Origin of the sequence: Bradyrhizobium brasilense (genome assembly GCF_029714345.1) — a bacterium.
In the GTDB taxonomy this organism is placed as follows: Bacteria; Pseudomonadota; Alphaproteobacteria; order Rhizobiales; family Xanthobacteraceae; genus Bradyrhizobium; species Bradyrhizobium australafricanum.
The window spans coordinates 2,269,754-2,295,742 of sequence record NZ_CP121669.1 but is presented as its reverse complement, the minus strand read 5'-3'; the positions used below and the strand labels follow the sequence as shown (position 1 = coordinate 2,295,742).

Annotated in this window: 22 protein-coding genes; 14 read left to right on the top strand and 8 right to left on the bottom strand. The window is 65.4% G+C overall.

The window, feature by feature from the left end:
• Positions 1-353 precede the first annotated feature (353 nt).
• The 3 genes from QA635_RS10580 to QA635_RS10570 all read left to right on the top strand — a co-directional run bounded on the left by QA635_RS10580 (position 354) and on the right by QA635_RS10570 (position 2,823).
• Positions 354-1,487 (top strand): site-specific DNA-methyltransferase, encoded by a 1,134-nt coding sequence (locus QA635_RS10580; protein WP_283068767.1) that lies wholly within the window; start codon positions 354-356, stop codon positions 1,485-1,487.
• A 216-nt stretch (positions 1,488-1,703) separates the two neighbouring features.
• Complete coding sequence (locus QA635_RS10575) at positions 1,704-2,000, top strand: hypothetical protein (RefSeq protein ID WP_283071579.1); 297 nt, start codon at positions 1,704-1,706, stop codon at positions 1,998-2,000.
• 136 nt (positions 2,001-2,136) lie between these two features.
• On the top strand, positions 2,137-2,823 hold the full coding sequence (locus QA635_RS10570) for a glutathione S-transferase family protein (protein ID WP_028334792.1): 687 nt from the start codon (positions 2,137-2,139) through the stop codon (positions 2,821-2,823).
• 78 nt (positions 2,824-2,901) lie between these two features.
• On the opposite strand, the gene QA635_RS10565 is transcribed toward QA635_RS10570, so the two are convergent.
• The gene (locus QA635_RS10565; RefSeq protein WP_283068764.1) at positions 2,902-3,324 is read right to left on the bottom strand and encodes a nuclear transport factor 2 family protein; all 423 of its coding nucleotides are present in this window, start codon (positions 3,322-3,324) and stop codon (positions 2,902-2,904) included.
• Between the two features lie 150 nt (positions 3,325-3,474).
• Between QA635_RS10565 and QA635_RS10560 the strand changes: the two genes are divergently transcribed.
• On the top strand, positions 3,475-4,389 hold the full coding sequence (locus QA635_RS10560; protein WP_283068762.1) for a LysR family transcriptional regulator: 915 nt from the start codon (positions 3,475-3,477) through the stop codon (positions 4,387-4,389).
• Between the two features lie 154 nt (positions 4,390-4,543).
• On the opposite strand, the gene QA635_RS10555 is transcribed toward QA635_RS10560, so the two are convergent.
• Complete coding sequence (locus QA635_RS10555) at positions 4,544-5,161, bottom strand: glutathione S-transferase family protein (protein WP_283068760.1); 618 nt, start codon at positions 5,159-5,161, stop codon at positions 4,544-4,546.
• 170 nt (positions 5,162-5,331) lie between these two features.
• Here QA635_RS10555 and QA635_RS10550 point away from each other — a divergent pair, with 170 nt between their 5' ends.
• Positions 5,332-6,597 (top strand): flavin-dependent oxidoreductase, encoded by a 1,266-nt coding sequence (locus QA635_RS10550; protein WP_283068758.1) that lies wholly within the window; start codon positions 5,332-5,334, stop codon positions 6,595-6,597.
• Positions 6,598-6,750: 153 nt separating this feature from the next.
• On the opposite strand, the gene QA635_RS10545 is transcribed toward QA635_RS10550, so the two are convergent.
• Both QA635_RS10545 and mutY read right to left on the bottom strand, forming a co-directional pair.
• Positions 6,751-7,170, bottom strand: a complete 420-nt coding sequence (locus QA635_RS10545) for a PaaI family thioesterase (RefSeq protein ID WP_283068757.1) — start codon at positions 7,168-7,170, stop codon at positions 6,751-6,753.
• 147 nt (positions 7,171-7,317) lie between these two features.
• A complete protein-coding gene (mutY, locus tag QA635_RS10540; RefSeq protein WP_283068755.1) occupies positions 7,318-8,409 on the bottom strand; it encodes an A/G-specific adenine glycosylase in 1,092 nt (363 codons plus the stop codon).
• 141 nt (positions 8,410-8,550) lie between these two features.
• On the opposite strand from mutY, the gene QA635_RS10535 reads away from it, so the two are divergent.
• The 8 genes from QA635_RS10535 (at position 8,551) to QA635_RS10500 (ending at position 18,626) form a co-directional block, all read left to right on the top strand.
• On the top strand, positions 8,551-9,030 hold the full coding sequence (locus QA635_RS10535) for a DUF721 domain-containing protein (RefSeq protein ID WP_028334785.1): 480 nt from the start codon (positions 8,551-8,553) through the stop codon (positions 9,028-9,030).
• A 121-nt stretch (positions 9,031-9,151) separates the two neighbouring features.
• Positions 9,152-9,808 (top strand): DsbA family protein, encoded by a 657-nt coding sequence (locus QA635_RS10530; protein ID WP_028338651.1) that lies wholly within the window; start codon positions 9,152-9,154, stop codon positions 9,806-9,808.
• A 334-nt stretch (positions 9,809-10,142) separates the two neighbouring features.
• Entirely contained in the window at positions 10,143-13,607 is a 3,465-nt protein-coding gene (smc, locus tag QA635_RS10525) for a chromosome segregation protein SMC (protein WP_283068752.1), read from the top strand.
• A 152-nt stretch (positions 13,608-13,759) separates the two neighbouring features.
• Positions 13,760-14,755, top strand: a complete 996-nt coding sequence (locus QA635_RS10520; protein WP_283068735.1) for a small ribosomal subunit Rsm22 family protein — start codon at positions 13,760-13,762, stop codon at positions 14,753-14,755.
• Between the two features lie 215 nt (positions 14,756-14,970).
• Positions 14,971-15,531 (top strand): LemA family protein, encoded by a 561-nt coding sequence (locus QA635_RS10515; protein WP_016839704.1) that lies wholly within the window; start codon positions 14,971-14,973, stop codon positions 15,529-15,531.
• A gap of 167 nt (positions 15,532-15,698) precedes the next feature.
• Positions 15,699-16,928 carry a M48 family metallopeptidase gene (locus QA635_RS10510; RefSeq protein WP_283068731.1) on the top strand — a complete coding sequence of 410 codons (1,230 nt, stop codon included), beginning with the start codon at positions 15,699-15,701 and terminating at the stop codon, positions 16,926-16,928.
• A gap of 225 nt (positions 16,929-17,153) precedes the next feature.
• Entirely contained in the window at positions 17,154-17,897 is a 744-nt protein-coding gene (locus QA635_RS10505) for a P-loop NTPase family protein (RefSeq protein ID WP_038386041.1), read from the top strand.
• 60 nt (positions 17,898-17,957) lie between these two features.
• Positions 17,958-18,626 (top strand): P-loop NTPase family protein, encoded by a 669-nt coding sequence (locus QA635_RS10500; protein ID WP_283068727.1) that lies wholly within the window; start codon positions 17,958-17,960, stop codon positions 18,624-18,626.
• Positions 18,627-18,671: 45 nt separating this feature from the next.
• Here QA635_RS10500 and QA635_RS10495 read toward each other — a convergent pair whose 3' ends face one another.
• A complete protein-coding gene (locus QA635_RS10495) occupies positions 18,672-19,211 on the bottom strand; it encodes an adenine phosphoribosyltransferase (RefSeq protein WP_018273383.1) in 540 nt (179 codons plus the stop codon).
• A gap of 115 nt (positions 19,212-19,326) precedes the next feature.
• Positions 19,327-21,492, bottom strand: coding sequence for an anthranilate synthase component I (locus QA635_RS10490; RefSeq protein WP_283068724.1), 2,166 nt, complete (start codon positions 21,490-21,492; stop codon positions 19,327-19,329).
• Positions 21,493-21,848: 356 nt separating this feature from the next.
• On the opposite strand from QA635_RS10490, the gene QA635_RS10485 reads away from it, so the two are divergent.
• Positions 21,849-22,844, top strand: a complete 996-nt coding sequence (locus QA635_RS10485) for a VOC family protein (RefSeq protein WP_283068722.1) — start codon at positions 21,849-21,851, stop codon at positions 22,842-22,844.
• A 166-nt stretch (positions 22,845-23,010) separates the two neighbouring features.
• On the opposite strand, the gene QA635_RS10480 is transcribed toward QA635_RS10485, so the two are convergent.
• Complete coding sequence (locus QA635_RS10480) at positions 23,011-23,685, bottom strand: dienelactone hydrolase family protein (RefSeq protein WP_283068720.1); 675 nt, start codon at positions 23,683-23,685, stop codon at positions 23,011-23,013.
• Between the two features lie 183 nt (positions 23,686-23,868).
• A complete protein-coding gene (locus QA635_RS10475) occupies positions 23,869-25,941 on the bottom strand; it encodes a cytochrome c1 (RefSeq protein ID WP_283068718.1) in 2,073 nt (690 codons plus the stop codon).
• Between the last annotated feature and the right edge of the window lie 48 nt (positions 25,942-25,989).

Here is a 25,989-nt window from a genome sequence, read left to right as displayed (position 1 = left end):
CCAACGCGGGACACTCCAACTTAAAATTTCCATTCTGTTAATCAATATCCTGCCCGGCAATAATTGCCTAGTCCGGAAGAGGCGCATCCCTTGCGGTGCAAACGGCTGCGAATGAGGGCGAATCTACCGCGCGAATCGTGCCGGTTTGATGATCCGCAAATTTTTTCGCCGAACGCGCTGATGTTGCAGCACAACGCCGACGGCACTGCGCCATGCCGCGCAAAAGATGCTGCAATCTTTTGCATGAAGATTTCCAATTAAGTCGATTTTTACTTTGCCGGGTCAATGTGACGCCAGTCGGTTGTTTAGTCCCGCGTCGCCGACAGCGTCGCCTGAGTCAGAGTTCTTGAGTCATGGTAGTGTCGCGTCGCGGGGCGTCTGCAAGGGCGCCCCGCACTAAATTTGAGAGTGCCCCATCGAGCCACATCGTCATTGGCGATTGCGTGGCCGAATTGTCGAAGCTTCAGGCCGGCTCGGTCGACCTGGTCTTCGCGGATCCTCCCTACAATCTGCAGCTCAGGGGCGACCTCAAGCGCCCCGATGAGTCGCATGTCGATGCCGTCAACGACGACTGGGACAAGTTCTCGTCGTTCGCTGCCTATGACGATTTCACCCGCGCCTGGCTGCTGGCCTGCCGCCGCGTGATGAAGCCGTCGGCAACGCTGTGGGTGATCGGCTCCTATCACAACATCTTCCGCGTCGGCGCTATCATGCAGGACCTCGGCTTCTGGCTCCTGAACGACATCGTGTGGCGCAAGTCCAATCCGATGCCGAACTTCCGCGGCCGCCGCTTCACCAATGCGCACGAGACCATGATCTGGGCCGCGCGCGACGAGAAGGCCAAGGGCTACACCTTCAATTACGAAGCGTTGAAGGCGTCCAATGAGGACGTGCAGGCACGCTCCGACTGGCTGATCCCGCTGTGCACCGGCGATGAGCGCCTCAAGGACGGCGACGGCAAGAAGGTGCATCCGACGCAGAAGCCCGAGCAGCTGCTCGCCCGCGTGTTGCTGTCGTCCTCGAAGCCCGGCGATCTCGTGATCGATCCGTTCAACGGCACCGGCACCACCGGCGCCGTCGCCAAGCGCCTCGGCCGCAGCTATATCGGCTTCGAGCGCGACAAGGCCTATGCCGCCGCCGCCGAGGCGCGCATCGCCGCGATCGAGCCGCTGCCGGAAGCAACGCTGGCGCCGTTCATGACCGCGCGCGAGGCGCCGCGGGTGGCGTTCTCCGAATTGATCGAGCGCGGCATGATCGTGCCGGGCGCCAGGCTGGTCGACGCCAAGAAGCGCCACGGCGCCCTGGTGCGCGCCGACGGCGCCATCATGCTCGGCGACAAGGTCGGCTCGATCCACCGCATCGGCGCGGTCGCGCAGGGCTCCGGCGCCTGCAACGGCTGGACCTTCTGGCACGTCGAGACCAAGAGCGGCCTGCGGCTGATCGACGAACTGCGCGCCGAGATCCGCTCCGAGATGGCGGCGGGCTGAGGCAAGCCGACTAATCTTCCTCGTCATTCCGGGCTCGCCGCTTCCCGGCGCCCTCAGATGCGCAATTGCGCACCGGGGAATGACACGTTGGGAAAGATGACGCCGTCTTGAATGCGGCCCGCCTTGTTGCGCCGCGACGGCGGGACTAGATTCGGTCCCACCACTTGCCGCTTCGATTGGTCGCCGATGCGAAGACAATCCGAGACCTTGCTGCTGGTGCCGCTGCTGCCGGTCTTCCTGCTCGGCATGTTTCCGATGCTGCTGATCGGCCTGCTCGGATTCTTCGGCCTGATCATTTTCGGCATCCTGCTCGTCTGCGTCGGCCTGACGCTCGCCCTCGAGGCGCATGGCGAGTTCAATGAAGAGATCATCATCCATGGCTACGCGCGGGGATCAGAACGCGCGGCGCAGGTCTCCCATTTGCGTGCTGCGACCCGCTCCGCCGCCGCGCTGGACGTCGCGGGCATCGCGCTGGTCGTCGCGGGTATCCTGGGCTTCTTCTGGGCCGGCTGACCAGCGCGCCACGCGACCCTGATTCACAAACTCGTCGCTTGCGCCGCGGCGTGAAATTTGCGCAAGAGGAGCCGGTCTGCGGCCTTCCCCGCCGCGTCGCGATCTCGCCGGCTACAAGAACCAAGGGAGTCCCTTCATGATCAAATTCTATTTCAATGGTGCGCCGAACCCGAACAAGGTCGCGCTGTTCCTGGAAGAGTCCGGCCTGCCGTTCGAGGCGATCCCGGTCGATACCCGCAAGGGCGAGCAGTTCGCGCCGGAATTCCTCAAGGTCAACCCGAACGGCAAGGTGCCGGCGATCGACGATGACGGCGTGCTGGTGTTCGACTCGAACGCGATCCTGCTCTACCTCGCCGAGGAGCACGGCAAGTTCCTGCCCGCCAATACGCCGGCCAATCGCGCCGCGACGCTGTCCTGGCTGATGTTCATCGCGACCGGCCTCGGCCCCTATTCCGGCCAGGCCGTGCACTTCAAGCACTTCGCGCCGAAGGATCTCGACTACGCCAACAACCGCTACCAGTACGAGGCGCACCGCCATTACAAGATCCTCGACGATCACCTGGCGAAACAGCGCTACATGGTCGGCGACAGCTACACGATCGTCGACATGGCGTTCTGGGGCTGGGCGCGGATGGCGGCGTTCATCCTCGGCGAGGAAGGCTACGCCAAATATCCGAACGTCAAGCGGCTAGTCGACGAGATCTCGGCGCGGCCGGCGGCGGCGCGCGCGATCGCGCTGAAGGACAAGCACACCTTCAAGGCCGAGATGGACGACGCGGCCCGCGACATCATGTTCGGCCACCTCAAGTCCAAGGTGGCGTAAGCCAATCCACACGACGGCAAGACGACGGCGCCCGGATGGGCGCCGTCTTCGTTTGTGCCGCCCGTTAGCGGCGGACTGCTACGCCGGAAACGCGCCGAGCGCGCTCTCGGTCAGGACCGAGTCGCAATATTCCCGCACCTCCTTGATCCGACCACCGTCGAAACGGAACACCAGGCAATAGTCGTTGTCGTAGCGCTGACCTTGCTTGGTGAGGTTGTCGCCCTTGGCCTCGATCACGACGATGTCGCCGTCGGCGATGATGCGATGGGCGACGGTGCGACCGCGCTCGACCAGTTTCGAGCGGACATGGCCGTGCAGATCGTTGATGATCGACTGCTTGCCGGTGAAGGTACGCGACCAGGAATATTGCCCGGTCACGGTCCAGATCGCGTCGTCGGCAAGCGTTGCCATGAACAGCGAGTTCTCGCGCACCACAGGATCGGGACTGCCTGCGATCACGAACATCTCCTGCACCAGTTTCTTGTTGTCGGCTGCGCTCATGGCGCGTCTCCTTGCGATTGATAGACCCTGATTCCAGGCGTTTCCTCACGCGATGCGGCCTTCGGCTCGCGTGAGAACGCCTTGCCCGCAATCCTGCGGCGCCTGCACGCATTCTTCCAATCGATAGGTAGTATGATATATATTCACCCGATGAATTTGAATTCGCTTGACCTCAATCTGCTGGTCGCGCTCGACGCCCTGCTGCGCGAAGCCAATGTCAGCCGCGCGGCGATGCGGCTCAATCTGTCGCAACCGGCGACCAGCCACGCGCTGCAGCGGCTGCGCGACCTGATCGGCGATCCGCTTTTGGTGCGCACCGGCGCGCGGATGGAGCTGACGCCGCGGGCGCAGGCGTTGCGCTCGCCGCTGGCCCATGCGCTCGACCAGGTGCGCGCGCTGTTCGTCTCCGACGATTTCGACGCCGCGCGCAGCGACCGGCACTTTCGCCTGATGATGCCCGACCTCGCGGTCGAGCTCCTGATGCCGCCGCTGATGGAGAAGGTGACGCAGATCGCGCCAAACGTCACCATCGACGTGGTGCCGTGGCGGGGACCCGCGATCTTCACGCCCGAATTCGCCCGCACCATCGATCTCGTGATCTCGATCGGCGACTCCTTCAAGGGCTTTCACCGCCAGCGGCTCTACACCGACAGCGATGCGCTCGCGGTGCGGCGCGGCCACGGCGTCGGCACGAAGCTGAAGAAGCGCGAGGCCTTCCTCGCCGCGCGCCATGTCGCCGTGATCATCCGCGGCCAGAACGAGGACCTGATCGACAGCTGGCTGCGCGCCAAGGGCATTGAGCGGCGGATCGCGCTGGTGGTGCCGGGTTATATCGAGGCGCTGCACGTCACCGCGCGCACCGACCTCGTCGCCTTCGTGCCGCGCCGGCTGATCTCGGCGCTGTCGAAGCAATTGTCGCTGATGACGGTGACGCCGCCGCTCGATCCAGGGATCGACGAGCAGCACATGTTCTATCCGACGCGTGCCCAGATGGACCCGGGCTCGCTGTGGCTGCGCAAGCTGATGCTGGAGACCGGACGCGAGCTGGAGACGCGGAAGGTGTAGCGGCGCGCTCTATCCCCGCGTCGTCCCGGCGAAAGCCGGGACCCATAACCACCAACCTTCGTGTGGCGCGACGCTGGAGCCACAGCCCTGTCAGACGACCAGCAGCGGTGGTTATGGGTCCCGGCTTTCGCCGGGACGACACCGAGTTTTTTGCTTACGCCCTCTGCTCCGCCAGCACCTTCTGCACCGCCGGGCGGCTCTCCATCGCCGCGCGATGCGCCTTCACCTTGGGCAGCGTTGCGATGTCGACGCCGTCGCCGTCGAGCCAGAGGGTCAGCGTGTACAGATAGGCGTCGCCGACGGTGTAATTCTCGCCCGTCACCCACGGGCCCTTCAGCATGTCGCGCTCGATCAGGTTGAAGCAGGCGCCCATGGTCTTCGGCACCATCGCCTTCATGTCGGCGAACGAAGTCTCCTGCGTCGCCCAGCGCGGACCGCGCATCTTGTGGGCGTGGCAGATATGCACCGTCGAGCACAGATAGGAGTTGAAGGCCTGCAGCCTGGCGAATTCGAAGGCGTCGTCGGGCGCGAGCTTCGCCTGCGGAAAGCTCTGCGCGATGTAGGCCAGCATCGCCGGCGTTTCGGTCAGCACGCCGCGATCGGTCACCAAAGTGGGCACGCGGCCCTTCGGATTGATCTTCAGGTATTCCGGGCTGTTCTGCTGGTTGGTCTTGAAGTCGATCTTCTCGGTCGTGTAGGGCGCGCCGGCCTCGGCCAGCGCGATGTGGGACGCGAGCGCGCAGGTGCCGGGGGCAAAATAGAGCTTGAGCATGTTGCTGTCCTCTCCGAGCCTTGTCGGTTCGTTGCGAACGCGGCTCTGGTTCTTGTTCTGACGGCGCGGAGGTTAGCGGCAGCCCCCTTGGCCGTCCACCCCGCGCGCCGCAGACCTTGCCCGCGGCGGTGCCGTCGTGCGATGACCATGGCCAATCGAGGGGATTTTTCATGACTGTGCTCATTGCAGGTGGCGGAATTGGCGGGCTGACGCTGGCGCTCAGCCTGCACCAGATCGGCGTGCCGGCCCGCGTCTTCGAGAGCGTGCCCGAGCTGCGGCCGCTCGGCGTCGGCATCAACGTGCTGCCGCATGCGGTGCGCGAACTGATCGAGCTCGGCCTGCGCGATGTGCTCGACGCTTCAGCGGTGCGCACCCGCGAGCTCGCCTATTTCTCCAAGCACGGCAAGCCGATCTGGAGCGAGCCGCGCGGGCTCGAGGCCGGTTACAAATGGCCGCAATTCTCGATCCATCGCGGCCGGCTGCAACAGCTGCTGCTCGATGCCGCGACCGAACGGCTGGGAGCTGCGAACATCCTCACCAGCCATCACCTCACCGGCTGGACCGAGACCGCCGACGGCGTCCGCGCCGATTTCATCGATCGCGCCACCGGCAAGCCCGCCGGCAGCTATGACGGCGCGGTGCTGATCGCCGCCGACGGCATCCATTCGGCGGTGCGCGAGAAGCTCTATCCGCAGGAGGGGCCGCCGATCTGGAACGGCCGCATCCTGTGGCGCGGCATCACCCGCGGCGATGCCTTCCTGACCGGCCGCACCATGATCATGGCCGGCCACGAGATCCTGAAATTCGTCTGCTACCCGATCTCGAAGGAGGCCGGCCCCGACGGCAAGTTCGACATCAACTGGGTCGCCGAGCGACACATGCCGCCGACCTATCAATGGCGCCGCGAGGACTACAACCGGACCGCCAAGCTCGACGAGTTCCTGCCGTGGTTCGAGAGCTGGAATTTCGACTGGCTCGATGTCCCCGGCCTGATCCGGAACTGTCCGCATGCCTACGAATATCCGCTGGTCGATCGCGATCCGATCCCGCAATGGACGTTCGGCCACGTCACGCTGATGGGCGACGCCGCGCATCCGATGTATCCGATCGGCTCCAACGGCGCCTCGCAGGCGATCCTGGATGCGCGCGTGCTGACGCGCGAGATTTTGGCGCATGGCCCGACGCAGGCGGCGCTCGCGGCCTATGAGGCCGAGCGGAGGCCCGCGACCACGGACCTCGTGATGCTGAACCGCCGCAACGGCCCGGAGCAGGTGATGCAGCTGGTCGAGGAGCGCGCGCCTGACGGCTTCAAGGTCGTCACCGACGTGCTGTCGCAGCAGGAGCTGGAAGACATCGCCGCCAACTACAAGCGCGTCGCCGGTTTCCAGGTCGAGGGACTGAACGCCAAGCCGCCGATCGTGCAGCGGGCAGGCTGAGTTGTAGCGCGGCGCACGATCTATCACCGTCACCCTGAGGAGCCGCGAAGCGGCGTCTCGAAGGGTGCACGACCCCGGCCGGTGGCCGTGCATGCTTCGAGGCTCGCTCCGCTCGCACCTCAGCATGACGGATTTGCCAATGCGGGCGCGGCTTCACCGCAACGCCCGCGCCGCCTCCACCAGGCGGATGCTGCTGCTCGCGGTGGCGAGCAGCGTGCCGTCGGCGGCGATCAGCTTTCCCTCGACGAAGGCGATGGTCTTACCGAGTTGCGTCACCGTCGCCTCGCCGGTGATCGGTCCGGGCTTTGCCGGCGCCAGGAAATTCACGGTCATCGTGATGGTCGTGGTGAAGAGCCGGCCCTCGGTCATCACGAACACCGCCGGCCCCATCGTATCGTCGAGCATTGCCGAGAGCATGCCGCCTTGGATGAAGCCGGCCGGATTGCAAAAATCCGGCTTGCCGTCGAACACGATCCTGATCCAGCCCTCCTGCGGACGGGCGTCGACCACGCGCCAACCCAGTAGCTTTGCGACGGGCGGCATCGGAATGCGGTCGAGTGCGGTTACGATCATGGCGGCCTCCGGTTTCCGGAGGTGATAGCGAAGCCCTGCTGCCAGCATGGTGTCAGCAGGTCAGAGCATGATCCGGAAAAGTGGGAACCGGTTTTCCGAAAAGATCATGCTCAAAAAAATGAGCCGATGATGTGATTCATCGCATCGTCAGAGATCGAGCCCATGCGCGATGACCTTGCGCATCAGGTTCGGAAACGCCTCGCCGTCCAGCGTCGCCACCGGCACCCAGCGCATGCCATCCGGCGCGCGGGTCCGCGGCGGCACGCCGGCGGTGTAGACGACGAGCTCCAGCGGAAAGTGCGTGAACACGTGGCTGACGACGCCGGCCTTGCGGTGCCAGCGCGTGACGCCCTTGAGGTCCGGCGCCTGCGCCAGTGCCGCCGCGTCCTCCTGCCCGGCCAGCCATTGCGACCCCGGCACCTCGGTCATGCCGCCGAGCAGGCCTTTTTCCGGGCGCGAGCGCACCAGAAGCTCGCCGCCGCGCGTCACCACGAAGGCCGCGCCGCGGCGCAAGATGCCGCTCTTCTTCGGTGCCTTGCGCGGGAAGGTTTCCTGATCGCCGCTCGTGCGCGCCGCGCAGTCGTCGTTCAGCGGACACAACGCGCAGGCCGGCTTCTTCGGCGTGCAGATCGTCGCGCCCAAATCCATCAGCGCCTGAGCACTGTCGCCGGCGCGGGACGGACCGAGCAATGTCGCCGCCATCTCCTTGATCAGCGGCTTGGCCTGCGGCAGCGCCTCCTCGATGGCGTAGAGCCGACTGACCACGCGCTCGATGTTGCCGTCCACCGGCATGGTGCGGCGGTCGAAGGCGATGGCGGCGATCGCGGCCGCGGTGTACGGCCCGATGCCGGGCAGCGCGCGCAGGCCGTCCTCGGTGTCCGGAAACGCCCCGCTGTGGTCGCGCATCACCGCGACCGCGCAGGCGTGCAAATTGCGCGCCCGCGAATAGTAGCCGAGCCCGGCCCACATCCTTAAGACGTCGTCGAGCGAGGCACGCCCAAGCGCGGTCACATCGGGCCAGCGCGACACGAATTTCTCGAAATACGGTCCGACTGCCCGCACCGTGGTCTGCTGCAGCATGATCTCCGACAACCAGACGCGGTACGGATCGGCGCGCTCCCCCGCCACCGCGCGCCACGGCAGCGTCCGGCGATGCCGGTCATACCAGGCAAGCAGCCGCGCCGGGCGGTCGGCCTGCTGATCGGTCGATTTGATTTTGGCGGCCGCGCGCGAGCTCATGAACGTATCTTAAGCCACATCTCGCCATGTCATCCCGGGCTTGACCCGGGCATCCACGTCTTTCTTCGCCCGGCACGGAAAACGCCGCCACAATGATGAACACGGTTTCAGCCACATCACCACCACTGCTATAACCCTCCCATGTCCAGACCCGGCCCGATCAGCGCAAAGCCCCTGTCGATCCTGCTCAGCGACGTCTTCACCGACGCCTATGCCAAGCAGGGCTTTGCCGCGCGCGAATTGGTGACGCGCTGGACCGAGATCGCGGGCGAGCGAATTGCCGCCTATTGCGAGCCGCTGAAGATGCAGTGGCCGCGGCCGGTGGAGGGACAGCCGCAGGAGCCGGCGACGCTGGTGCTGCGGGTCGAAGGGCCGATGGCGCTGGAGATCCAGCACTCCTCCGACGTCATCCTGGAACGGGTGAACCGCTTCTTCGGCTGGCATGCGGTCGGCCGCCTGACCATCCGACAGGCGCCGCTCTCGCGCCGCAGCCGCCCGGTACGGCCGCGCCCGCCGGACGCCAAAACCGTGGCCCGGGAGGCGGCCAACCTTGCGGCCGTCGAGGACGACGATCTGCGCGCGGCGCTGGCCCGTTTGGGTGCCTCGATCAAGCGAAATTGACGCTTTTCGGCAGGCCCGCCGCAAGACCGCGGCATTGCCACAATGGCCGTTTCAAGCTAGCGAAGGCTTCTTTTCGGGACCCCTTCATTGTGGCGTGAATGCGCCAATCCGGGAGCTGACCTTGATCATCACGCGCCGCGCTTTCACCACCGCTCTCTCGCTGACCGGGCTTGCCGCCCTCGCCGGCCTGTCGCCGCTGCGCCTGATCACCGACGCGTTCGCGCAGACCGCCGCCGAGGTCGCCAAGCCGCAGTCGCTGCCGGACATGGGGCTCGGCCCGCAGGACGCCAAGGTGACTATCGTCGAATACGCCTCGATGACCTGCCCGCACTGCGCCAATTTCAACGAGACCGTGTTCCCGAAGATCAAGTCGACCTACATCGACCCCGGCAAGGTCCGCTACGTGTTCCGCGAATTCCCGCTCGACATCAAGGCCGCCGCCGGCTCGATGCTGGCGCGCTGTATCGCCAAGGACGACGCGCCGAAGTATTTTGCCGTGATCGACCTGTTGTTCCGCCAGCAGAACGACTGGGTGGTGAAGAACACCACCGAGACACTGACCCGGATCGGCAAGCAGGCCGGCCTCACCCAGCAGCAGGTCGAGGACTGCCTGAAGGATCAGAAGCTGCTCGACAAGATCGCAGCCGACCAGAAATACGCCAACGAGGTGCTGAAGGTGAACTCGACGCCAACCTTCTTCGTCAATGGCGAGATGCTGAAGGGCGAGACCTCGTTCGAGGAATTCAGCAAGCACATCGATCCGCTGCTGAAGAGCTGATCGGGAGCCCGCGAACCTGACGTCTTCGTGCCTCGCTTTCGAGTCGAGGCACGATAATTGTGGATGATTTGCGATCACGGCACGCGGCCGTCGCATCATTTGGTTGTTGAAAACCTGATTCGCGCGATGCGAATCATCGAGGACATGCAAGGGCCATAAAACCCTGCAAATCCCTTGGGAAAAGCTTGCTCAAGCGGTTGCCCTGACGCGCTCGCATCGCCATTGTCGCCGCTCATGAGAGCTGCACGCAGCAACTCACCCACACACCGACATTGCCTTCCATGGTATTGTCACGGCAGGGAGATTCGCGCCCGGCCAAACGAGATTTGTGTACATGAAGCTCACGCGCCTTCGCCTGCACGGTTTCAAGTCGTTCGTTGAACCCACCGATTTCATGATCGAGCCGGGCCTGACCGGCGTCGTCGGACCGAATGGCTGCGGCAAATCCAATCTCGTCGAAGCGCTGCGCTGGGCGATGGGCGAGACCTCGCACAAGTCGCTGCGCGCCGCCGACATGGACGCGGTGATCTTCGCCGGTTCCGGCAACCGTCCGGCACGCAATCACGCCGAAGTCGTGATGACGATCGACAATTCCGATCGCTCGGCGCCGGCCGCGGTGAACGACAGCCAGCTCTTGGAAATCTCCCGCCGCATCGAGCGCGAAGCCGGCTCAGTCTACCGCATCAACGGCCGCGATGTCCGTGCAAGAGATGTGCAGATCCTGTTCGCCGACGCCGCCACCGGCGCGCGGTCGCCGGCGCTGGTCCACCAGGGCAAGATCGGCGAGATCATCCAGGCCAAGCCCGAGCAGCGCCGCCGCGTGCTGGAAGACGCCGCCGGCGTGGCCGGCCTGCATGCCCGCCGCCACGAGGCGGAACTGCGGCTGAAGGCGGCCGAAACCAACCTCACCCGCGTCGAGGACGTGATCGGCCAGCTCACAGGCCAGATGGAAGGCCTGAAGAAGCAGGCGCGCCAGGCGATCCGCTACCGTGAGGTCGCGGCCAAGGTGCGCAAGTCCGAAGCCATGCTGTTCCATCTGCGCTGGATCGAGGCCAATGCCGACGTCAACGACGCCGCGCAGACTCATGATATCTCCGTGCGGGAGATGGCCGAGCGCACCCGCGAGCAGGCCGAATCCGCCCGCATCCAGGCGATCCGCGCCGCCGAATTGCCGGCGCTGCGCGATGCCGAAGCGCGCGCCGCCGCCGGCCTGCAGCGCCTGACCAACACGCGCGAGATGCTCGACCGCGAGGAGCAGCGCGCCAAGGAGCGCGTCGGCGAGCTCGATCGCCGCCTCACCCAGTTCGCCCAGGACATCGCGCGCGAGCAGCAGCAGACCTCGGATGCCGACATCGCGCTGCAACGGCTCGACACCGAAGACGCGGAGTTGAAGGAAGAGATCAAGTCGCGCGTCGAGAAGCGCTCCGGCGTCGACGAGCGCGTCGCTGAGGCCGAGGAGATCCTGGCCGCGACCGAGCGCCAGTTCTCCGAGCTGACCACGCAGCTCGCCGATCTCACCGCCAAGCGCAATCAGCTCGAGGCCGGCGTGCGTACGCATCGCGAGCGGCTGGCCCGGCTCGATCAGGAGATCGCCAACGTCCAGGCCGAGGAAACCAGGCTCGCGCAGGAGACCGGCAATCTCGGCGACATCGACGCGCTCGCCGCCGCCATGGAGATGGCGCAGCAGACGCTTGCCGAGTCCGAGGCCGCCGTGCAGACCAGCGAGGCGCATCACGCCGCCGCGCGGCAGACGCTGGAAGCCTCCCGCAACCCGCTCACCGAAGCCGAGAAGCGCGTGCAGCGGCTTGAGACGGAAGCCCGCACCATCTCCAAGCTCGTCACCAGCGAGACCAAGAATCTTTGGCCGCCGATCATCGACGGCATCACCGTCGCCAAGGGCTATGAAAAGGCGATCGGCGCCGTGCTCGGCGACGACCTCGATGCGCCGGTGGATTCCTCGGCGCCGATGCGCTGGACAAATATCGGCGTGGCCGGCGAAGATCCGGCGCTGCCTGATGGCGTCGAGCGGCTGGCCGACCATGTCCAGGCGCCGCCGGAACTGGCGCGCCGTCTGGCCCAGATCGGCGTCGTGGCCAAGGAACGCGGCGCCGCGCTGGTGTCGCAGCTGAAGACCGGCCAGCGGCTGGTGTCGCTCGAAGGCGATGTCTGGCGTTGGGACGGCTTTGTCGCCGACGCGCATGCCCCGACCGGCGCCGCCCGCCGTCTCGCCGAGCGCGCCCGTCTGGTCGACATCGAGCACGAACTGGAACAGGCCCGCATCGACGCCGCCGCCAAGCGCCAGGCGCTGGAGACGGCAGAAGAAGAACTGCGCTCGGCGTCCGCCGCCGAGGGTGCCTCGCGCGAAGCCGTCCGCGCCGCCCGCCGCGAGGCCGACGCCGCGCGCGAACGCCATGCCGCCACCGAGCGCGAGATCAACCGCCACGCCGCGCGCAAATCGGCGCTGACCGAGGCGCACAGCCGCGTCGCCGCCGACCGCGCCGAGGCCGAAGCCGCGCATGAGAGCGCGGCTGCCGCGCTCGCCGAACTGCCGCCGGGTGTCGAGACCGAGGCCCAGCTCGCCGCGGTTCGCGCCGAGATCGACAACCAGCGCCGGGCCGCGGCGCAAGTCCGCGCCGAGGCGCAGGCGCTGGCCCGCGAGGCCGAGCTCGCCGACCGCCGCGTGCAGGCGATCGTTGCCGAGCGCAATGAGTGGCAGAACCGCAAGACCAGCGCCGCTTCGCAGGTCGAGACCGTCGAGGCGCGCATCGCCGAGGTGTCGGCCGAGCGCGAGGAACTCGCCAATGCGCCCGAAGTCTTCGCCGAGAAGCGCAGCGCGCTGATCACGGAGATCGAGCACGCCGAGGGCGATCGCCGCATTGCCGCCGACGCGCTGGCGACCGCGGAAGCCGCGATGGCGGAAACCGATCGCCTCGCCAAGGCCTCGCTCGAAGCGCTGTCCTCATCCCGCGAAGCTACCGCGCGCGCCGAGGAGCGTATGGAAGGTACCCGCCGCCGCCTCGCCGACATCGAGCGCGAGATCCACGACATGCTCGAGGTCGAGCCCAGCGCGGTCGTCGGCATGGCCGAGATCGAACCCGGCCAGGAGCTGCCGCCGGTCACGCAGGTCGAGGAAGAGCTCGAAAAGCTGCGCCGCGACCGCGAGCGGCTCGGCGCCGTCAATTTGCGTGCCGAGGAAGAGCTCAAGGAAGTCGAGACCCAGCACACCGCGCTGACCACCGAACGCGACGATCTCGTCGAAGCGATCAAGCGGCTGCGGCAGGGCATCCAGAGCCTCAACCGCGAAGCGCGCGAGCGCCTGTTGACCTCGTTCGAGACCGTCAACAACCACTTCAAGCGGCTGTTCACCGAGCTGTTCGGCGGCGGCGAAGCCGCGCTGCATCTGATCGAGAGCGACGATCCGCTCGAGGCCGGCCTCGAGATCATCGCCAAGCCGCCCGGCAAGAAGCCGCAGACGCTCTCGCTGCTCTCGGGCGGTGAGCAGGCGCTGACGGCGCTCGCGCTGATCTTCGCGGTGTTCCTGACCAACCCGTCGCCGATCTGCGTGCTGGACGAAGTCGACGCGCCGCTCGACGACCACAACGTCGAACGATTCTGCACCCTGCTGAACGAGATGACCGGCTCGACCGAGACGCGCTTCATCATCATCACGCACAATCCGATCACGATGGCGCGGATGAACCGGCTGTTCGGCGTCACCATGGCCGAGCGCGGCGTGTCGCAGTTGGTGTCGGTCGACCTGCAGGGCGCGGTCGACATCCTCGACCAGAACGTGGCTTAGGCGTAGCACCTACGCGTCGACGTCATTTTCTTGATACCCGCGCCTCCGCATCGTCATTGCGAGGAGCGATAGCGACGAAGCAATCCATGCCTCAGCACGCGGCGCTATGGATTGCTTCGCTCCGCTCGCAATGACGTGGGATAGTCCGTCACATGACCTCACCCGACCTCCCCGCCGAACTGCGCGCCGCCCTGAACGCCAGGCTCGAAGGCCTGTCGCGCAGCGACGCCGCCGGCCGCGCGGCGGTGATCTCGCAGACCTATCGCGAAGGCGGCGGCTCCTCGACCATCAGGACCGAAATCGATGCGCTGGCCTATGCGCTGGCGCGGATGCCGGCGACCTATGCTGCGGTCGTGGCATGTCTCAATGCGCTGACCGAGATCAGGCCGGACTTCGCGCCGGCGCGCCTGCTCGATGTCGGCGCCGGTCCGGGGACCGCAACCTGGGCCGCCGCGGAAGCGTTCACGTCGCTGCGGGACTTCACCCTACTCGACGCCAACGGTGCGCTGCGGTCTTTGGCCGAGGAGCTGTTTCGCGGCAGCATTCGCCTGCATGACACCAGCTACGAACTCGGCCAGGCGCATTCGTTGCTCGACAAGGCCGAAACTGCCGACCTCGTCGTCGCCAGCTACATGATCGGCGAGCTCGGCGACGCGGAGTGCGGGGCGCTCGCCGATGCGCTGTGGTCGAAAACCAGCGACACGCTGCTGGTCGTCGAGCCCGGCACGCCCGCCGGCTATGCGCGGATCATCGCATTGCGCGCACGCCTGATCGCCGCCGGCGCACACGTCGTGGGACCCTGCCCGCATGACGGTGGCTGTCCGCTGGTCGCGCCCGACTGGTGCCACTTCTCGCAGCGCCTGCAACGCTCGCGCGCGCACAAGCAGGTCAAGGGCGCGGAGCTACCCTTCGAGGACGAGCGCTTCGCCTATGTCGCGCTGAGCCGCGCGCGCGTTGAGAACAGGCCATCGCGCGTGCTGGCGCAGCCGGACATCGGCAAGGTCGAGATCGCGGCGAAACTGTGCACGCCCGAGGGCGTATCGGTTGCGCGGATCCCGCGCCGCGCCAGAGCCGAATACGCAAGCGCCCGGCGCTGGCGCTGGGGCGATGCGGTATCTCGTCGTCCCGGCGAAAGCCGGGACCCATAACCACCGAGATTTGTTGTGAGTGAAGCCGTCGCCGCTTGTGCCCCTTCCGCGGGCCGCGGCGTATGGGTCCCGGCCTTCGCCGGGACGACGGAATATGTTGAACCGATGTCGGCCAACCTTCGACTAACGCTTGCCCACCTTTCCGCGGCGGGCTGCCCTGCGCCCCGATCTTGGGCTACGGTGCCGCCGTCTCGTCCATCAGGAGCTGCCCCGTCATGTCGACCAGCTGGATTGTTATCGGCGTCATCGTGCTTCTCGTGCTGTTTGCGTTCGGCGCCTACAACCGCCTCGTGGCGCTCAGCCAGCGGGTCGGACAGGCCTTTGCCGACATCGACGTGCAACTCAAGCAGCGCCACGACCTGATCCCGAATCTGGTCGAGACCGTGAAGGGCTACGCGGCGCATGAGCGCGGCACGCTCGACGATGTCATCAAGGCGCGCAATTCGGCAATGTCGGCGCAGGGTCCGGCCCAGGTCTCGGCGGCGGAAAACCAGCTCTCCGGCGCGCTCGGCCGGCTGATCGCGCTGTCGGAGGCCTATCCGGACCTCAAGGCCAACGCCAATTTCCAGCAGCTCGCCTCCGAGCTCTCCGATCTCGAGAACAAGATCGCCGCCAGCCGCCGCTTCTTCAACAATGCGGTCCAGGAATACAACACCGGCATCCAGCAGATGCCGGCCGCGCTGTTCGCCGGCATGTTCGGCTTCACCCGCAAGGATTTCTTCGACCTCGGCGCCAGCCGCACGGAAGTCGAGGCGGCGCCCAGCGTGAAGTTCTGATTACTTCCTTCGAGATGACGCCCCTTCGGTCATTCCGGGGCGATGCAACGCATCGAACCCGGAATCTCATCTCACTCACTAATCTCGAGATTCCACAAAGCGCAATTGCGCATTGGGGTTCGCGCGTGCCGCGCGCCCCGGAATGACGGTGAGAGCGGACGCGCACCATGGCCGCCTATGGTCTCTACACGCATATCGCATCGAACAAGTTTCGTTCGATGCTGCTGCTTGCCGGCCTGTTCCTGCTGATCTACGTGCTGGTCTATGCCGGCGCGCTGGTCGCGGAGGTGATGATCGATAGCGGCCGCACCGTCGACTATTACCTGACGCGGGCCTTGCGCGACCTGATCTCGGCCTTGCCGTGGGCGACGATCGCGGCGGTGACCTGGATCGTGATCGCCTATTTCTTCCACCAGAAGATGATCGACGCCGTCACCGGCGGCGCGAGCGTGACGCGCCAGCAAGAGCCGCGGCTCTACAATCTCCTGGAAAATCTCTGCATCTCGCGCGGCATCCCGATGCCGAAGCTGAAGGTGATGGACAGCGCGGCGCTGAATGCGTTCGCGACCGGACTGAACCGGAGTCAATACGCTATCACCGTCACCACCGGCCTGTTGAAGGCGCTGAACGATAAGGAGATCGAGGCCGTGCTCGGCCACGAGCTCACCCATATCAAGAACGGCGACGTGCAGCTGATGGTGATCGCCGTGATCATCGCCGGCGTGGTCGGCTTCTTCGGCGAGCTGTTCTTCCGCCTGTTCACGAACCTGTCGTGGAATTCGAGCGGCGGCGGAGGCGGCTGGTCGTCTTCATCCTCTCGCTCCTCGTCATCATCCTCGGACCGCGACAGCAAGGGCTCGGGCGGCGGCGCGATCATCGTGATCATCATCGCGGTCGCGCTGATCGTGCTGGCCTGGCTCCTGTCGCAAGTGGTCAAGCTCGCGCTGTCGCGCTCGCGCGAATTCCTCGCCGATGCCGGATCGGTGGAGCTGACCAAGAACCCCGATGCGATGATCTCGGCGCTGCGCAAGATCGAGAACCGCGGCGAGCTGCCGGACGCCACCTCGGCGGTGATGGAACTCTGCGTCGACAATCCGCGCGAGGGGTTTGCCGACCTGTTCGCCACCCATCCCTCCGTGAAGTCCCGGGTCGATGCCCTGGTGAAATACGCCGGCGGCCACGATCCCGGACCGCTGGCGCTGCCGGACGAGACGGAGCCGCAGGATGAGCCGTCCGCGGCGGGCGACCAGGCTCCACCGGCGACCCATGGCCCATGGGGCGATACGCCGCCGGCACAGCCGGACAATCCGCCGCCGCTGCCGGACACAACTCCGAGGCAGGGACCGTTTGGTCCGCTTCAAGGTCCGCTCCAGGGCCCTTGGGGCCCGCGCCGCTGACCGCTGTAGCGGTTTGATTTGACCATGATTGTCTCGGAAAACCGCTGCGCATTTTTCCGGATCATGGCCCTAGCTTACTCAGTCCATTAAGGAAATTCCCACCAAACCGATTGCGGGCGCCTTAAGGAATTGAATTCTCCCTCGTTTCTGCCATGTTCGCGCCCAAAGCAGTGTGGGGACTTGCCGATCGCCATCGCGGTCGGGAGCGCGCTTTAAGGGACTTCCATGGCAAAGCCGGTTGTGATCGTGGTGGGCGCCGACAAAGGCGGGGTCGGCAAGACCACCGTCTCGCGGACGCTCCTGGACTATTTCAGTGCCAATAACGTGCAGACCCGGGCGTTCGACACCGAATCGCCGCGCGGCACGCTGAAGCGCTTCCATCCCGACATCACCGAGATCGTCGACATGACGACGACCGCGGACCAGATGAAGATCTTCGACACGCTGAACTCGGGACCCTCGGTCACCGTGATCGACGTCCGCGCCGGCCTGTTGTCGCCCGCGCTGGCCTCGTTGCGCGATATCGGCTTCCTCGACGCGGCGCGCTCCGGCCAGATCACCTTCGCCGTGTTCCATATCCTCGGCCCGTCGATCGCCTCGCTGGACGAGATCGCCGAAACCGCCAACTTCATGAGCGGCGCGAAGTATTTCCTGGTGAAGAACTTCATCAACGACACCCAATTCTTCCAGTGGGACCAGGCGACCTACAATTCCTACTTCCATCGCATCAAGGACGCGACCGACCTCACGATCCCCAAGCTCAACGAAATGGCCTATGAGCAGGTCGAGGTCTCCTCGGTTCCGTTCCTGAAATTCGTCGCCAACAAGGGCATCAACGACGACGCCGCGAACTACTCCTTCGTGCTGCGCGGCTATGTCCGGCACTGGCTCGCCAATGTCTGGAGCGAGTTCGACCGGATCAAGCTGACCGACCTGGTCGGCGCCAAGTCGGCCAAAGGCGAAAAATAGTCGGACCTTCGACCTTGATGGGGCTGGATTAGGCGAAAATTTGGCCTGATATAGCGGGCGATGTCGTCCACGCCCGTTTACATCATCTGCTCGCCCCGCCCGCAGGTCGGCAAGACGCTGATCGCGCGGCTGCTCGGCGAATTCCTGCTGCTCAAGAACGGCGACGTGGCCTGCTACGACATCAATCTGAAGGAGCCGTCGCTGCTCGACTACCTGCCGCGGATCACCGAAACGGCAGATGTGATCGACACCTACGGCAAGATGCAGTTGATGGACCGCGTCATCGTCAATGACGGCATCGGCAAGGTGATCGACCTCGGCTACCACGCCTTCGACGAATTCTTCAAAATGTGCGACGAGATCGGGCTGATGAAGGAGGCGCTACGCCGTCGCGTCGCGCCGGTCATCCTGTACGTCGCCGATACCGACCGCGCCTCGGTGCGTGGCTACCAGACGCTGCTCGGCACGATCCCGCCGAACGCGCTGATCGTCATCGACAACGAGTTCGTGGTGCGCGGCGAGCTGCCGCCGGTCATGACCGCCAGCCGGGTGCTGCGCTTCCGCGCGCTGCCGGTGTTTCTGAAGACCTATATCGACCGGCTGAACTTCTCCTTCACCGGCTATCTGCGCCAGGAAAAGGATTCATCGACCGAGCTGCATCAATGGATCCGGCGGAATTACACGACGTTCCGCGATCTCGAATTGAGTATGCTGCTGCAGCGGGGATAACTGTCGTCCCGGCGAAGGCCGGGACGACGTGTGGAGGGATTGCAGCTAGTGCCCCTCGAACGCCATCAGCGTGCGTACCGGAACGTCCATCGCGCGCAGCTTGGCCGCGCCGCCGAGGTCGGGCAGGTCGACGATGAAGCAGGCGGCGACCACATTGGCGCCGATCTGGCGCAGCAGCTTCACCGCGCCCTCCGCGGTGCCGCCGGTCGCGATCAGATCGTCGACCAGGATCACGCGCTCGCCGGGCTGCACGGCGTCGGCATGCATCTCCATCTCGTCGATGCCGTATTCAAGCGAGTAGGCAATCCGCACCGTGGTGTGCGGCAGCTTGCCCTTCTTGCGGATCGGCACGAAGCCGGCAGAGAGCTGATGCGCCACCGCGCCGCCGAGGATGAAGCCGCGGGCCTCGATGCCGGCGACCTTGTCGACCTTCGCCCCCGCCCAGGGATGCACCAGCTCGTCAACGGCGCGGCGGAAGGCCCTCGCATCCGCCAGCAGCGTCGTGATGTCGCGAAACAGGATGCCCTTCTTCGGGTAGTCCGGGATGGTACGAACGGTCGCCTTGATGTCGTGGTCGAAGGTCATTGGTCTCGCTCTGAGGGTCATTCCGGGGCGATGCGAAGCATCGAACCTGGAATCTCGAGATTCCGGGTCTGGTGCTAACGCACCATCCCGGAATGACGATGGTTAAACTTAGCCTTCACTTGCTACTCACATTAAGCCGGAATGCATTCTCGACAATGCGCAGGCCGACCTCGTTGCCGAGCGACATCAGCGATTCCGGGTGGAATTGCACGCCGCCGACCGGCAGGGTCTTGTGCTCGATCACCATCGCGACGCCGTCTTCGGTGGTCGCGGTCACCGCCAGCACCTCGGGCACACTGTCGCGCTCGACATAGAGCGAGTGGTAGCGGCCGATCACGATCTCATTGGGCAGGTTCCGCATCAGCCGGCCACCGCGCACCTGGACGCGCGACGGACGGCCATGCGCGGGCTGACCGAGCTGGCCGAGCTGGCCGCCGAAATACTCGCCGATCGCCTGCACGCCGAGGCAGACGCCGAAGATCGGCAGCTGCTTCTCGAGCGCGGTATCGATGGTTTTCGCGATGCCGAAATCCTCCGGCCGACCCGGCCCGGGCGACAGCACCAGGAGGTCCCAGCCCTTCTTCTTGAGCATGTCCTGGGCATGGATATGCCTGACCACGGTGACGTTGGCACCGACCTGGCGGAAGTAATCGGCCAGCATGTGCACGAAGCTGTCGTCGTGATCGATCAAGAGCACGTTCTTGCCGGAGCCGGTGGCGTCGGGCGCGAAATCCGACAGCGGCTTCGGCGGATCGCCGCGCAGCGCCTGGAACAGCGCCGCCGCCTTGACCTGGCACTCACGATCCTCGGCGGCGGGATCTGAATCGAACAGGCAGGTCGCGCCGACGCGCACCTCGGCAAGTCCATCCTTCATGCGGATGGTGCGGATGGTGAGCCCGGTGTTGATGCTGCCGTCGAAATTGACGCAGCCGATCGCGCCGGCATACCAGCGCCGCGGCGACCGCTCGTGATCCTCGACGAACTGCATCGCCCACAGTTTCGGCGCGCCGGTCACGGTGACCGCCCAGGCATGGGTCAGGAAGGCGTCGAGCGAATCGAAGCCCGGCCGCAGCATGCCCTCGACGTGATCGACGGTGTGGAACAGCTTTGAGTAGGTCTCGATCTGACGCCGCGCCAGCACCTTGATGGTGCCGGGCACGCAGACGCGCGCCTTGTCGTTGCGGTCGACGTCGGTGCACATGTTGAGCTCGAACTCGTCCTTCTCCGAGTTCAGGAGCTTGCGGATCTGCTCGGCATCGCCGATCGAGTCCGAACCGCGCGCGATGGTGCCCGAGATCGGGCAGGTCTCGACCCGGCGGCCGTCGGAGCGCACGAACATCTCAGGCGACGCGGAGACCAGGAATTCGCCGTCGCCGAGATTCATCAGCGCGCCATAGGGCGACGGATTGATCCGGCAGAGCCGCTGGAACACTTCCGCCGGCGAGCGCTCGCAGGGCTCGGCGAACAGCTGCCCGGGCACCGCCTCGAACAGGTCGCCGCGGGCAAACGCCGCGCGCGCGACCTCGACAGTCGCCTGATATTCGCCGGGCGCGTGATCGGCAAAGCCCTGCCGGCCGTTCCTGGCGTAAAGGCTCGGCGCGGTCTCCTGCGACAGGCCGGCGGTGGATTTGCCCTTCCACGCGAACTCGTAACTGAGCGCCACGCCGCGGCCGGTGGCGCGGTCATAGGCCAAGAGGCGGTCCGGCACGTAGAGCACGATGTCGCGCTGGTCGGCCTCGCGGGCGCGCTTCTGCACCAGGTCCTCGATCTGGAACACGAGGTCGTAGGCGAAGGCGCCGAACAGGCCGAGCAGCGGATCGGCATTGGAGGTGAACGCCGCCACCATGTCGCGCACCAGCGACATCACGCTGGCGCGGCGGGTGCGCTGGTCTTCCTCGACCGGCGCGGCACCGCGGATGATATGGCCGGCGAGCCGTGTTGCGCTCCGCTCTGAGGTCACGACGGAGGGCTCGCGCAGCACGTCGCCGAGGAAGGCGATCAAGACCTCGCCGCGCGGGTTCAGCGCCTGCAACGAGAAGTTCGTACCTGACGTCTCCAACACCAGCGGCGGATCGGCAAAGCCGAGGTCAAAGCTCTCGTAGCGGCCCGGTACCGTCGTGCCCGAGGACAGCACCACGCCGCGGCGGCGGTCCAGTAGCGCGATCAAATCGTCGAGGCGGTTGGCGCCGCCGGTGAACTGCTCGACCACGCGCGCGACCGCAAGGCCGCCATTGGTCAGATATTCGCTTCGAGCCGGCAGGGAGAAGACTGTCCTGTTCATGTGATCCTCTTACGAGACTTGCCGAGAGAGCGCCACACAGGACAAACGAAGGGCAAATAAACTAACCATCGGTCGCACTGCGATGGCGACCTTCGACGTTTGTGAAAAAAGAAAACGCACCGGCCACCTAAGAGAAGGTGGGCCACCAACGACGGGATGGGCTGGCAACGGTGCTCATGCCCGTTACTCACCACCCGGCGCGGGCCGTGTCAAGAGATGGCCCGGCACCCCTGCCCCAATCCTGGACGCCCTTTCGGGCGGCATTTTCGGGTTTGAAGGGGCGGGAATCCGCGTAGGATTTGCTGAAATGGCGGCTGGTCGGCCGCCCAAAAAACAGACAGATGGCGGAGGCGCAGATGGCGATTTTGAGTCTCGGATATGCCGGCTTCGGCTCCGACGCGCTCGACGACTGGCGGCAGTTCGGCACCGGCCTCGTCGGGCTGCAGGCGGTCGAGCGCGGCAACTCGTTGCTCGCGTTCCGGATGGACGACCGCAAGCAGCGCATCGTGATCGACCGCGCCCAGGGCGAAGGCACCCGGTTCTTCGGCTGGGAGGTGGCTGACCGTGCGGCCCTCGACGCGCTGGCGGCACGGCTGGAACGCGCCGGCGTCGCCGTGACCGCTGAGCCGCAGGCGCTCGCTGACGCGAGGCGAGTGCGCGGCCTGATCTCGTTTCGCGACCCCGCCGGCAACCGTCTCGAGGCGTTTCATGGCGCCGAGATCGACGACACGCCGTTCAGGCCGGGGCGCTCGATCTCCGGCTTCCGCACCGGGCCGCTCGGCCTCGGCCACGCGGTGCTGACCGTCGAGCACATCGCCCCGGTGATGAGCTTCTATGTCGACGTGCTCGGTTTCGGCTTAAGCGACTACATCGAAAAACCGTTCCGCGCCTATTTCTTCCACATCAACGCCCGCCACCACTCGCTGGCGCTGATCGAGACCGGCACGAACGGCATGCATCATCTGATGGTCGAGCTGTTCTCGCTCGACGATGTCGGCCAAGCCTATGACGTCGCGCAGCAGGAAGACCGCGTCAACGTCACGCTCGGCCGTCACACCAACGACCTGATGACGTCGTTCTACGCTAGGTCGCCGTCCGCCTTCATGGTCGAGTGCGGCTGGGGCGGCCGCGAGATCGATCCGGCGAACTGGACACCGTTCGAGATGCATGACGGCCCAAGCCTGTGGGGCCACGAGCGGGTCTGGCTGTCGCCGGAGGACCGCGCTGTCGCGCGCGAGATGCGGATGCGCGCCGCCGCCGAGGGCAAGCGCGCACCGGTGCAGGTGATGGAAGGCAATTTCAGGCTGATGTCGGGGACCTGCCCGTGGTGGGACGGGGTGAAGGAAAGTTAAGTCTCGCCGTCGTCCCTGCCTAGTGCGCAATTGCGCACGGGAGCAGGGACCCATAACCACAGGGCGTAGTTATTTGGCGAGATGACTGCCAGCGTGCCCATTGCAAAAGCCACGGCGTATGGGTCCCGGCCTTCGCCGGGACGACGCCGGTGGTTTTGCAATCGCCTTACCCCAGGTGCTTCTTGAAGAAGTCCGTGGCGCGGCCCCAGGCGAGTTCGGCGGCCTCGCGGTCGTGCACCGACTGGCGCTGCTCGTTGACGAAGGCGTGCTCGGCGTCATAGCGGAACAGCTCGAGCGATTTGCCGGCGGCCTTCATCGCCTTCTCGAAATTGCTGACGAGCTCCGGCGTGCACCAATCGTCCTTGTTGGCGAAATGCGCCTGCAGCGGAACCCTGACATCGGCGGGCTTGGCGGCCTGCTCCGGCGGGATGCCGTAGAACACGACGCCCGCGGTCAATTCCGGCACGTGCACCGAGCCGATGATGGTCACCGCGCCGCCGAGGCAGAAGCCGGTCAGACCGACCTTGGCGCCGTTCTTGGCGAGATACTGCGCAGCGCCACGCACCGTCTGCGTGGTGGCGTCCATGAAGTCGAGCGAGTTCATCTCTTTGCCCGCGGCATCGGTGTCGTGATACGGCACCACCTTGCCCTTGTAGAGATCGGGCGCCAGCGCATCGAAGCCAGCCACCGCGAAGCGGTCGCACAGGCCCTTGATCTGGTCCGACAGGCCCCACCATTCCTGGATCACGACGACGCCGGGTGCGTTGCCGCGCGCCGCATTGGCGAGATAGCCCGACGCTTCCTTGCCGTCCGGACGCTTGAAGCTGATGCTGGTACCCATGAGTTCCTCCGCAATGTTTGCCGGCTGATTGGCCGGCATCTTGTCCGCACTCGGCGGCCGACGCAATTGACGACACTGTCATTCCGGGTTCGATGCTACCGCGTCACCCCGGAATGACGGAGTGATTGCAAACAAAAAAGCCCCCGAAGGGGCTTTTTCAAACTCGCTATGCCGTACCCGAGATCAGTGGGCGTTGGCCCAGACCTTGCGCTTGGTGAAGTACATCAGGAAGGCGAAGACGACCAGGAAGAAGAACACCTGCATGCCGATCCGCTTGCGCTCCTCCATGTGCGGCTCGGCGGCCCACATCAGGAACGTGGTGACATCATGCGCGTACTGCTTGACCGTCGCCGGCGAACCGTCGTCGAAGGTCACCTGACCATCGGACAGCGGCTTCGGCATCTTGATGGCGTGGCCGGGGAAGTACTTGTTGTAATACGAGCCCTCCGGGATCGTGACGCCGGCCGGAGCCTTGTCCTCGAAGCCCTGCAGGATGGCGTCGACGTAGTCGGGTCCCTGCTCCTGGTACTGGGTGAAGAAGTCGATCGCGAACTGCGGGAAGCCGCGCTTGTAGGACCGCGCCTTGGTGATCAGCGAGAGGTCGGGCGGCGCCGCGCCGCCATTGGCCGCGCGCGCGGCCTGCTCGTTCGGGAACGGCGACGGGAAGTAATCCGCCGGGCGGCCCGGACGCTCGAACATCTCGCCCTGGTCGTTCGGACCGTCCTTGATCTTGTACTCGGACGCGAACGCCGCCGCCTGCGCCGGCGAATAGCCGGGGCCGCCGGGATCGGCGAGGTTGCGGAACGCGACATAGGACAGGCCGTGACAGGCCGCACAGACTTCCTTGTAGACCTTCAAGCCGCGCTGCAGCGAGCCACGGTCATAGGTGCCAAAAGGACCGGAGAACGACCACTTCTGGGCCGGCGGCGCAGTGCCGCCCTCCTCGGCCTTGGCGTTCTGGGTGCCGCCGACGAGCAGGCTGCCGGCCACCACCATCGCGAGCATCACAGAGGCCGCGGTCGCGGCCCTGCCCTTGCTCTTCGCCAGCACGTCGTCGGCGATCGAGTTCGGCACCGGACGCGGGGTCTCGATGCGGGCGAGCAGCGGCAGCACGATCAGGAAGTAGGCGAAGTAGCAGACCGTCAGGATGCGGCCGGCGATCACATAGATGCCTTCCGGCGGCTGCGAGCCGAGGTAACCGAGCAGGATGCAGACCACCACGAAGATCCAGAAGAACTGCTTGGCCAGCGGGCGATACTTCGACGAACGGGTCCGTGCGCTGTCGAGCCAGGGCAGGAAGCACAGGATGATGATCGCCGAGAACATCGCCACGACGCCGGCGAGCTTGTTCGGGATCGAACGCAGGATCGCGTAGAACGGCAGGTAGTACCATTCAGGCACGATGTGCGCCGGCGTCACGCCCGGGTTCGCCGGGATGTAGTTGTCGGCGTCGCCGAGATAGTTCGGCATGTAGAAGATGAACCAGGCGAAGAAGATCAGGAAGCAGGACACGCCGAACATGTCCTTGATCGTCGCATACGGCGTGAACGCAACGGTGTCCTTCTCGGTCTTGGCCTCGACGCCGGCCGGGTTGTTCTGACCCGCGACGTGCAGCGCCCAGACGTGCAGCACGACTACGCCGGCGATCACGAACGGGAGCAGATAGTGCAGCGAGAAGAAGCGGTTCAGCGTCGGGTTGCCGACCGAATAGCCGCCCCACAGCAGGGTCACGATGCTCTCGCCGAAATAGGGCACGGCCGAGAACAGATTGGTGATGACGGTGGCGCCCCAGAAGCTCATCTGGCCCCACGGCAGCACATAGCCCATGAAGCCCGTCGCCATCATCAGGAGGTAGATGATGACGCCGAGGATCCACAGCACCTCACGCGGCTCCTTGTACGACCCGTAATAGAGGCCGCGGAACATATGGATGTAGACGGCGAAGAAGAACATCGACGCGCCGCACGCATGCATGTTGCGCAGCAGCCAGCCGTAATTGACGTCGCGGACGATCAGTTCGACCGACTTGAAGGCGAGGTCGGCGTGCGGCGTGTAGTGCATCGCCAGGATCACGCCGGTCAGGATCTGCAGCGCCAGCATCATCGAAAGGATGGCGCCGAAGGTCCACCAGTAGTTCAGGTTGCGCGGCGTCGGATAGGCCACGAACGAGGAGTGGATCAGGCCGAAGATCGGAAGGCGCCGTTCGATCCACTTCAAGGCGGGGTTGCTCGGTTGGAAATCAGATGGTCCGCTCATTGATGCGATCCTGAAGAAGAAAAACGACGCGATGGGTCCAAGTGGAAG

What these genes read in the sequence shown, in the direction of transcription:
- QA635_RS10580 (WP_283068767.1), top strand. Translation starts at nt 354, where the DNA reads ATGGTAGTGTCGCGTCGCGGGGCGTCTGCAAGGGCGCCCCGCACTAAA.
- QA635_RS10570 (WP_028334792.1), top strand. Translation starts at nt 2,137, where the DNA reads ATGATCAAATTCTATTTCAATGGTGCGCCGAACCCGAACAAGGTCGCG.
- QA635_RS10565 (WP_283068764.1), bottom strand. Translation starts at nt 3,324, where the DNA reads ATGAGCGCAGCCGACAACAAGAAACTGGTGCAGGAGATGTTCGTGATC.
- QA635_RS10560 (WP_283068762.1), top strand. Translation starts at nt 3,475, where the DNA reads ATGAATTTGAATTCGCTTGACCTCAATCTGCTGGTCGCGCTCGACGCC.
- QA635_RS10555 (WP_283068760.1), bottom strand. Translation starts at nt 5,161, where the DNA reads ATGCTCAAGCTCTATTTTGCCCCCGGCACCTGCGCGCTCGCGTCCCAC.
- QA635_RS10550 (WP_283068758.1), top strand. Translation starts at nt 5,332, where the DNA reads ATGACTGTGCTCATTGCAGGTGGCGGAATTGGCGGGCTGACGCTGGCG.
- QA635_RS10545 (WP_283068757.1), bottom strand. Translation starts at nt 7,170, where the DNA reads ATGATCGTAACCGCACTCGACCGCATTCCGATGCCGCCCGTCGCAAAG.
- mutY (WP_283068755.1), bottom strand. Translation starts at nt 8,409, where the DNA reads ATGAGCTCGCGCGCGGCCGCCAAAATCAAATCGACCGATCAGCAGGCC.
- QA635_RS10535 (WP_028334785.1), top strand. Translation starts at nt 8,551, where the DNA reads ATGTCCAGACCCGGCCCGATCAGCGCAAAGCCCCTGTCGATCCTGCTC.
- smc (WP_283068752.1), top strand. Translation starts at nt 10,143, where the DNA reads ATGAAGCTCACGCGCCTTCGCCTGCACGGTTTCAAGTCGTTCGTTGAA.
- QA635_RS10520 (WP_283068735.1), top strand. Translation starts at nt 13,760, where the DNA reads ATGACCTCACCCGACCTCCCCGCCGAACTGCGCGCCGCCCTGAACGCC.
- QA635_RS10515 (WP_016839704.1), top strand. Translation starts at nt 14,971, where the DNA reads ATGTCGACCAGCTGGATTGTTATCGGCGTCATCGTGCTTCTCGTGCTG.
- QA635_RS10510 (WP_283068731.1), top strand. Translation starts at nt 15,699, where the DNA reads ATGGCCGCCTATGGTCTCTACACGCATATCGCATCGAACAAGTTTCGT.
- QA635_RS10505 (WP_038386041.1), top strand. Translation starts at nt 17,154, where the DNA reads ATGGCAAAGCCGGTTGTGATCGTGGTGGGCGCCGACAAAGGCGGGGTC.
- QA635_RS10500 (WP_283068727.1), top strand. Translation starts at nt 17,958, where the DNA reads ATGTCGTCCACGCCCGTTTACATCATCTGCTCGCCCCGCCCGCAGGTC.
- QA635_RS10495 (WP_018273383.1), bottom strand. Translation starts at nt 19,211, where the DNA reads ATGACCTTCGACCACGACATCAAGGCGACCGTTCGTACCATCCCGGAC.
- QA635_RS10490 (WP_283068724.1), bottom strand. Translation starts at nt 21,492, where the DNA reads ATGAACAGGACAGTCTTCTCCCTGCCGGCTCGAAGCGAATATCTGACC.
- QA635_RS10485 (WP_283068722.1), top strand. Translation starts at nt 21,849, where the DNA reads ATGGCGATTTTGAGTCTCGGATATGCCGGCTTCGGCTCCGACGCGCTC.
- QA635_RS10480 (WP_283068720.1), bottom strand. Translation starts at nt 23,685, where the DNA reads ATGGGTACCAGCATCAGCTTCAAGCGTCCGGACGGCAAGGAAGCGTCG.
- QA635_RS10475 (WP_283068718.1), bottom strand. Translation starts at nt 25,941, where the DNA reads ATGAGCGGACCATCTGATTTCCAACCGAGCAACCCCGCCTTGAAGTGG.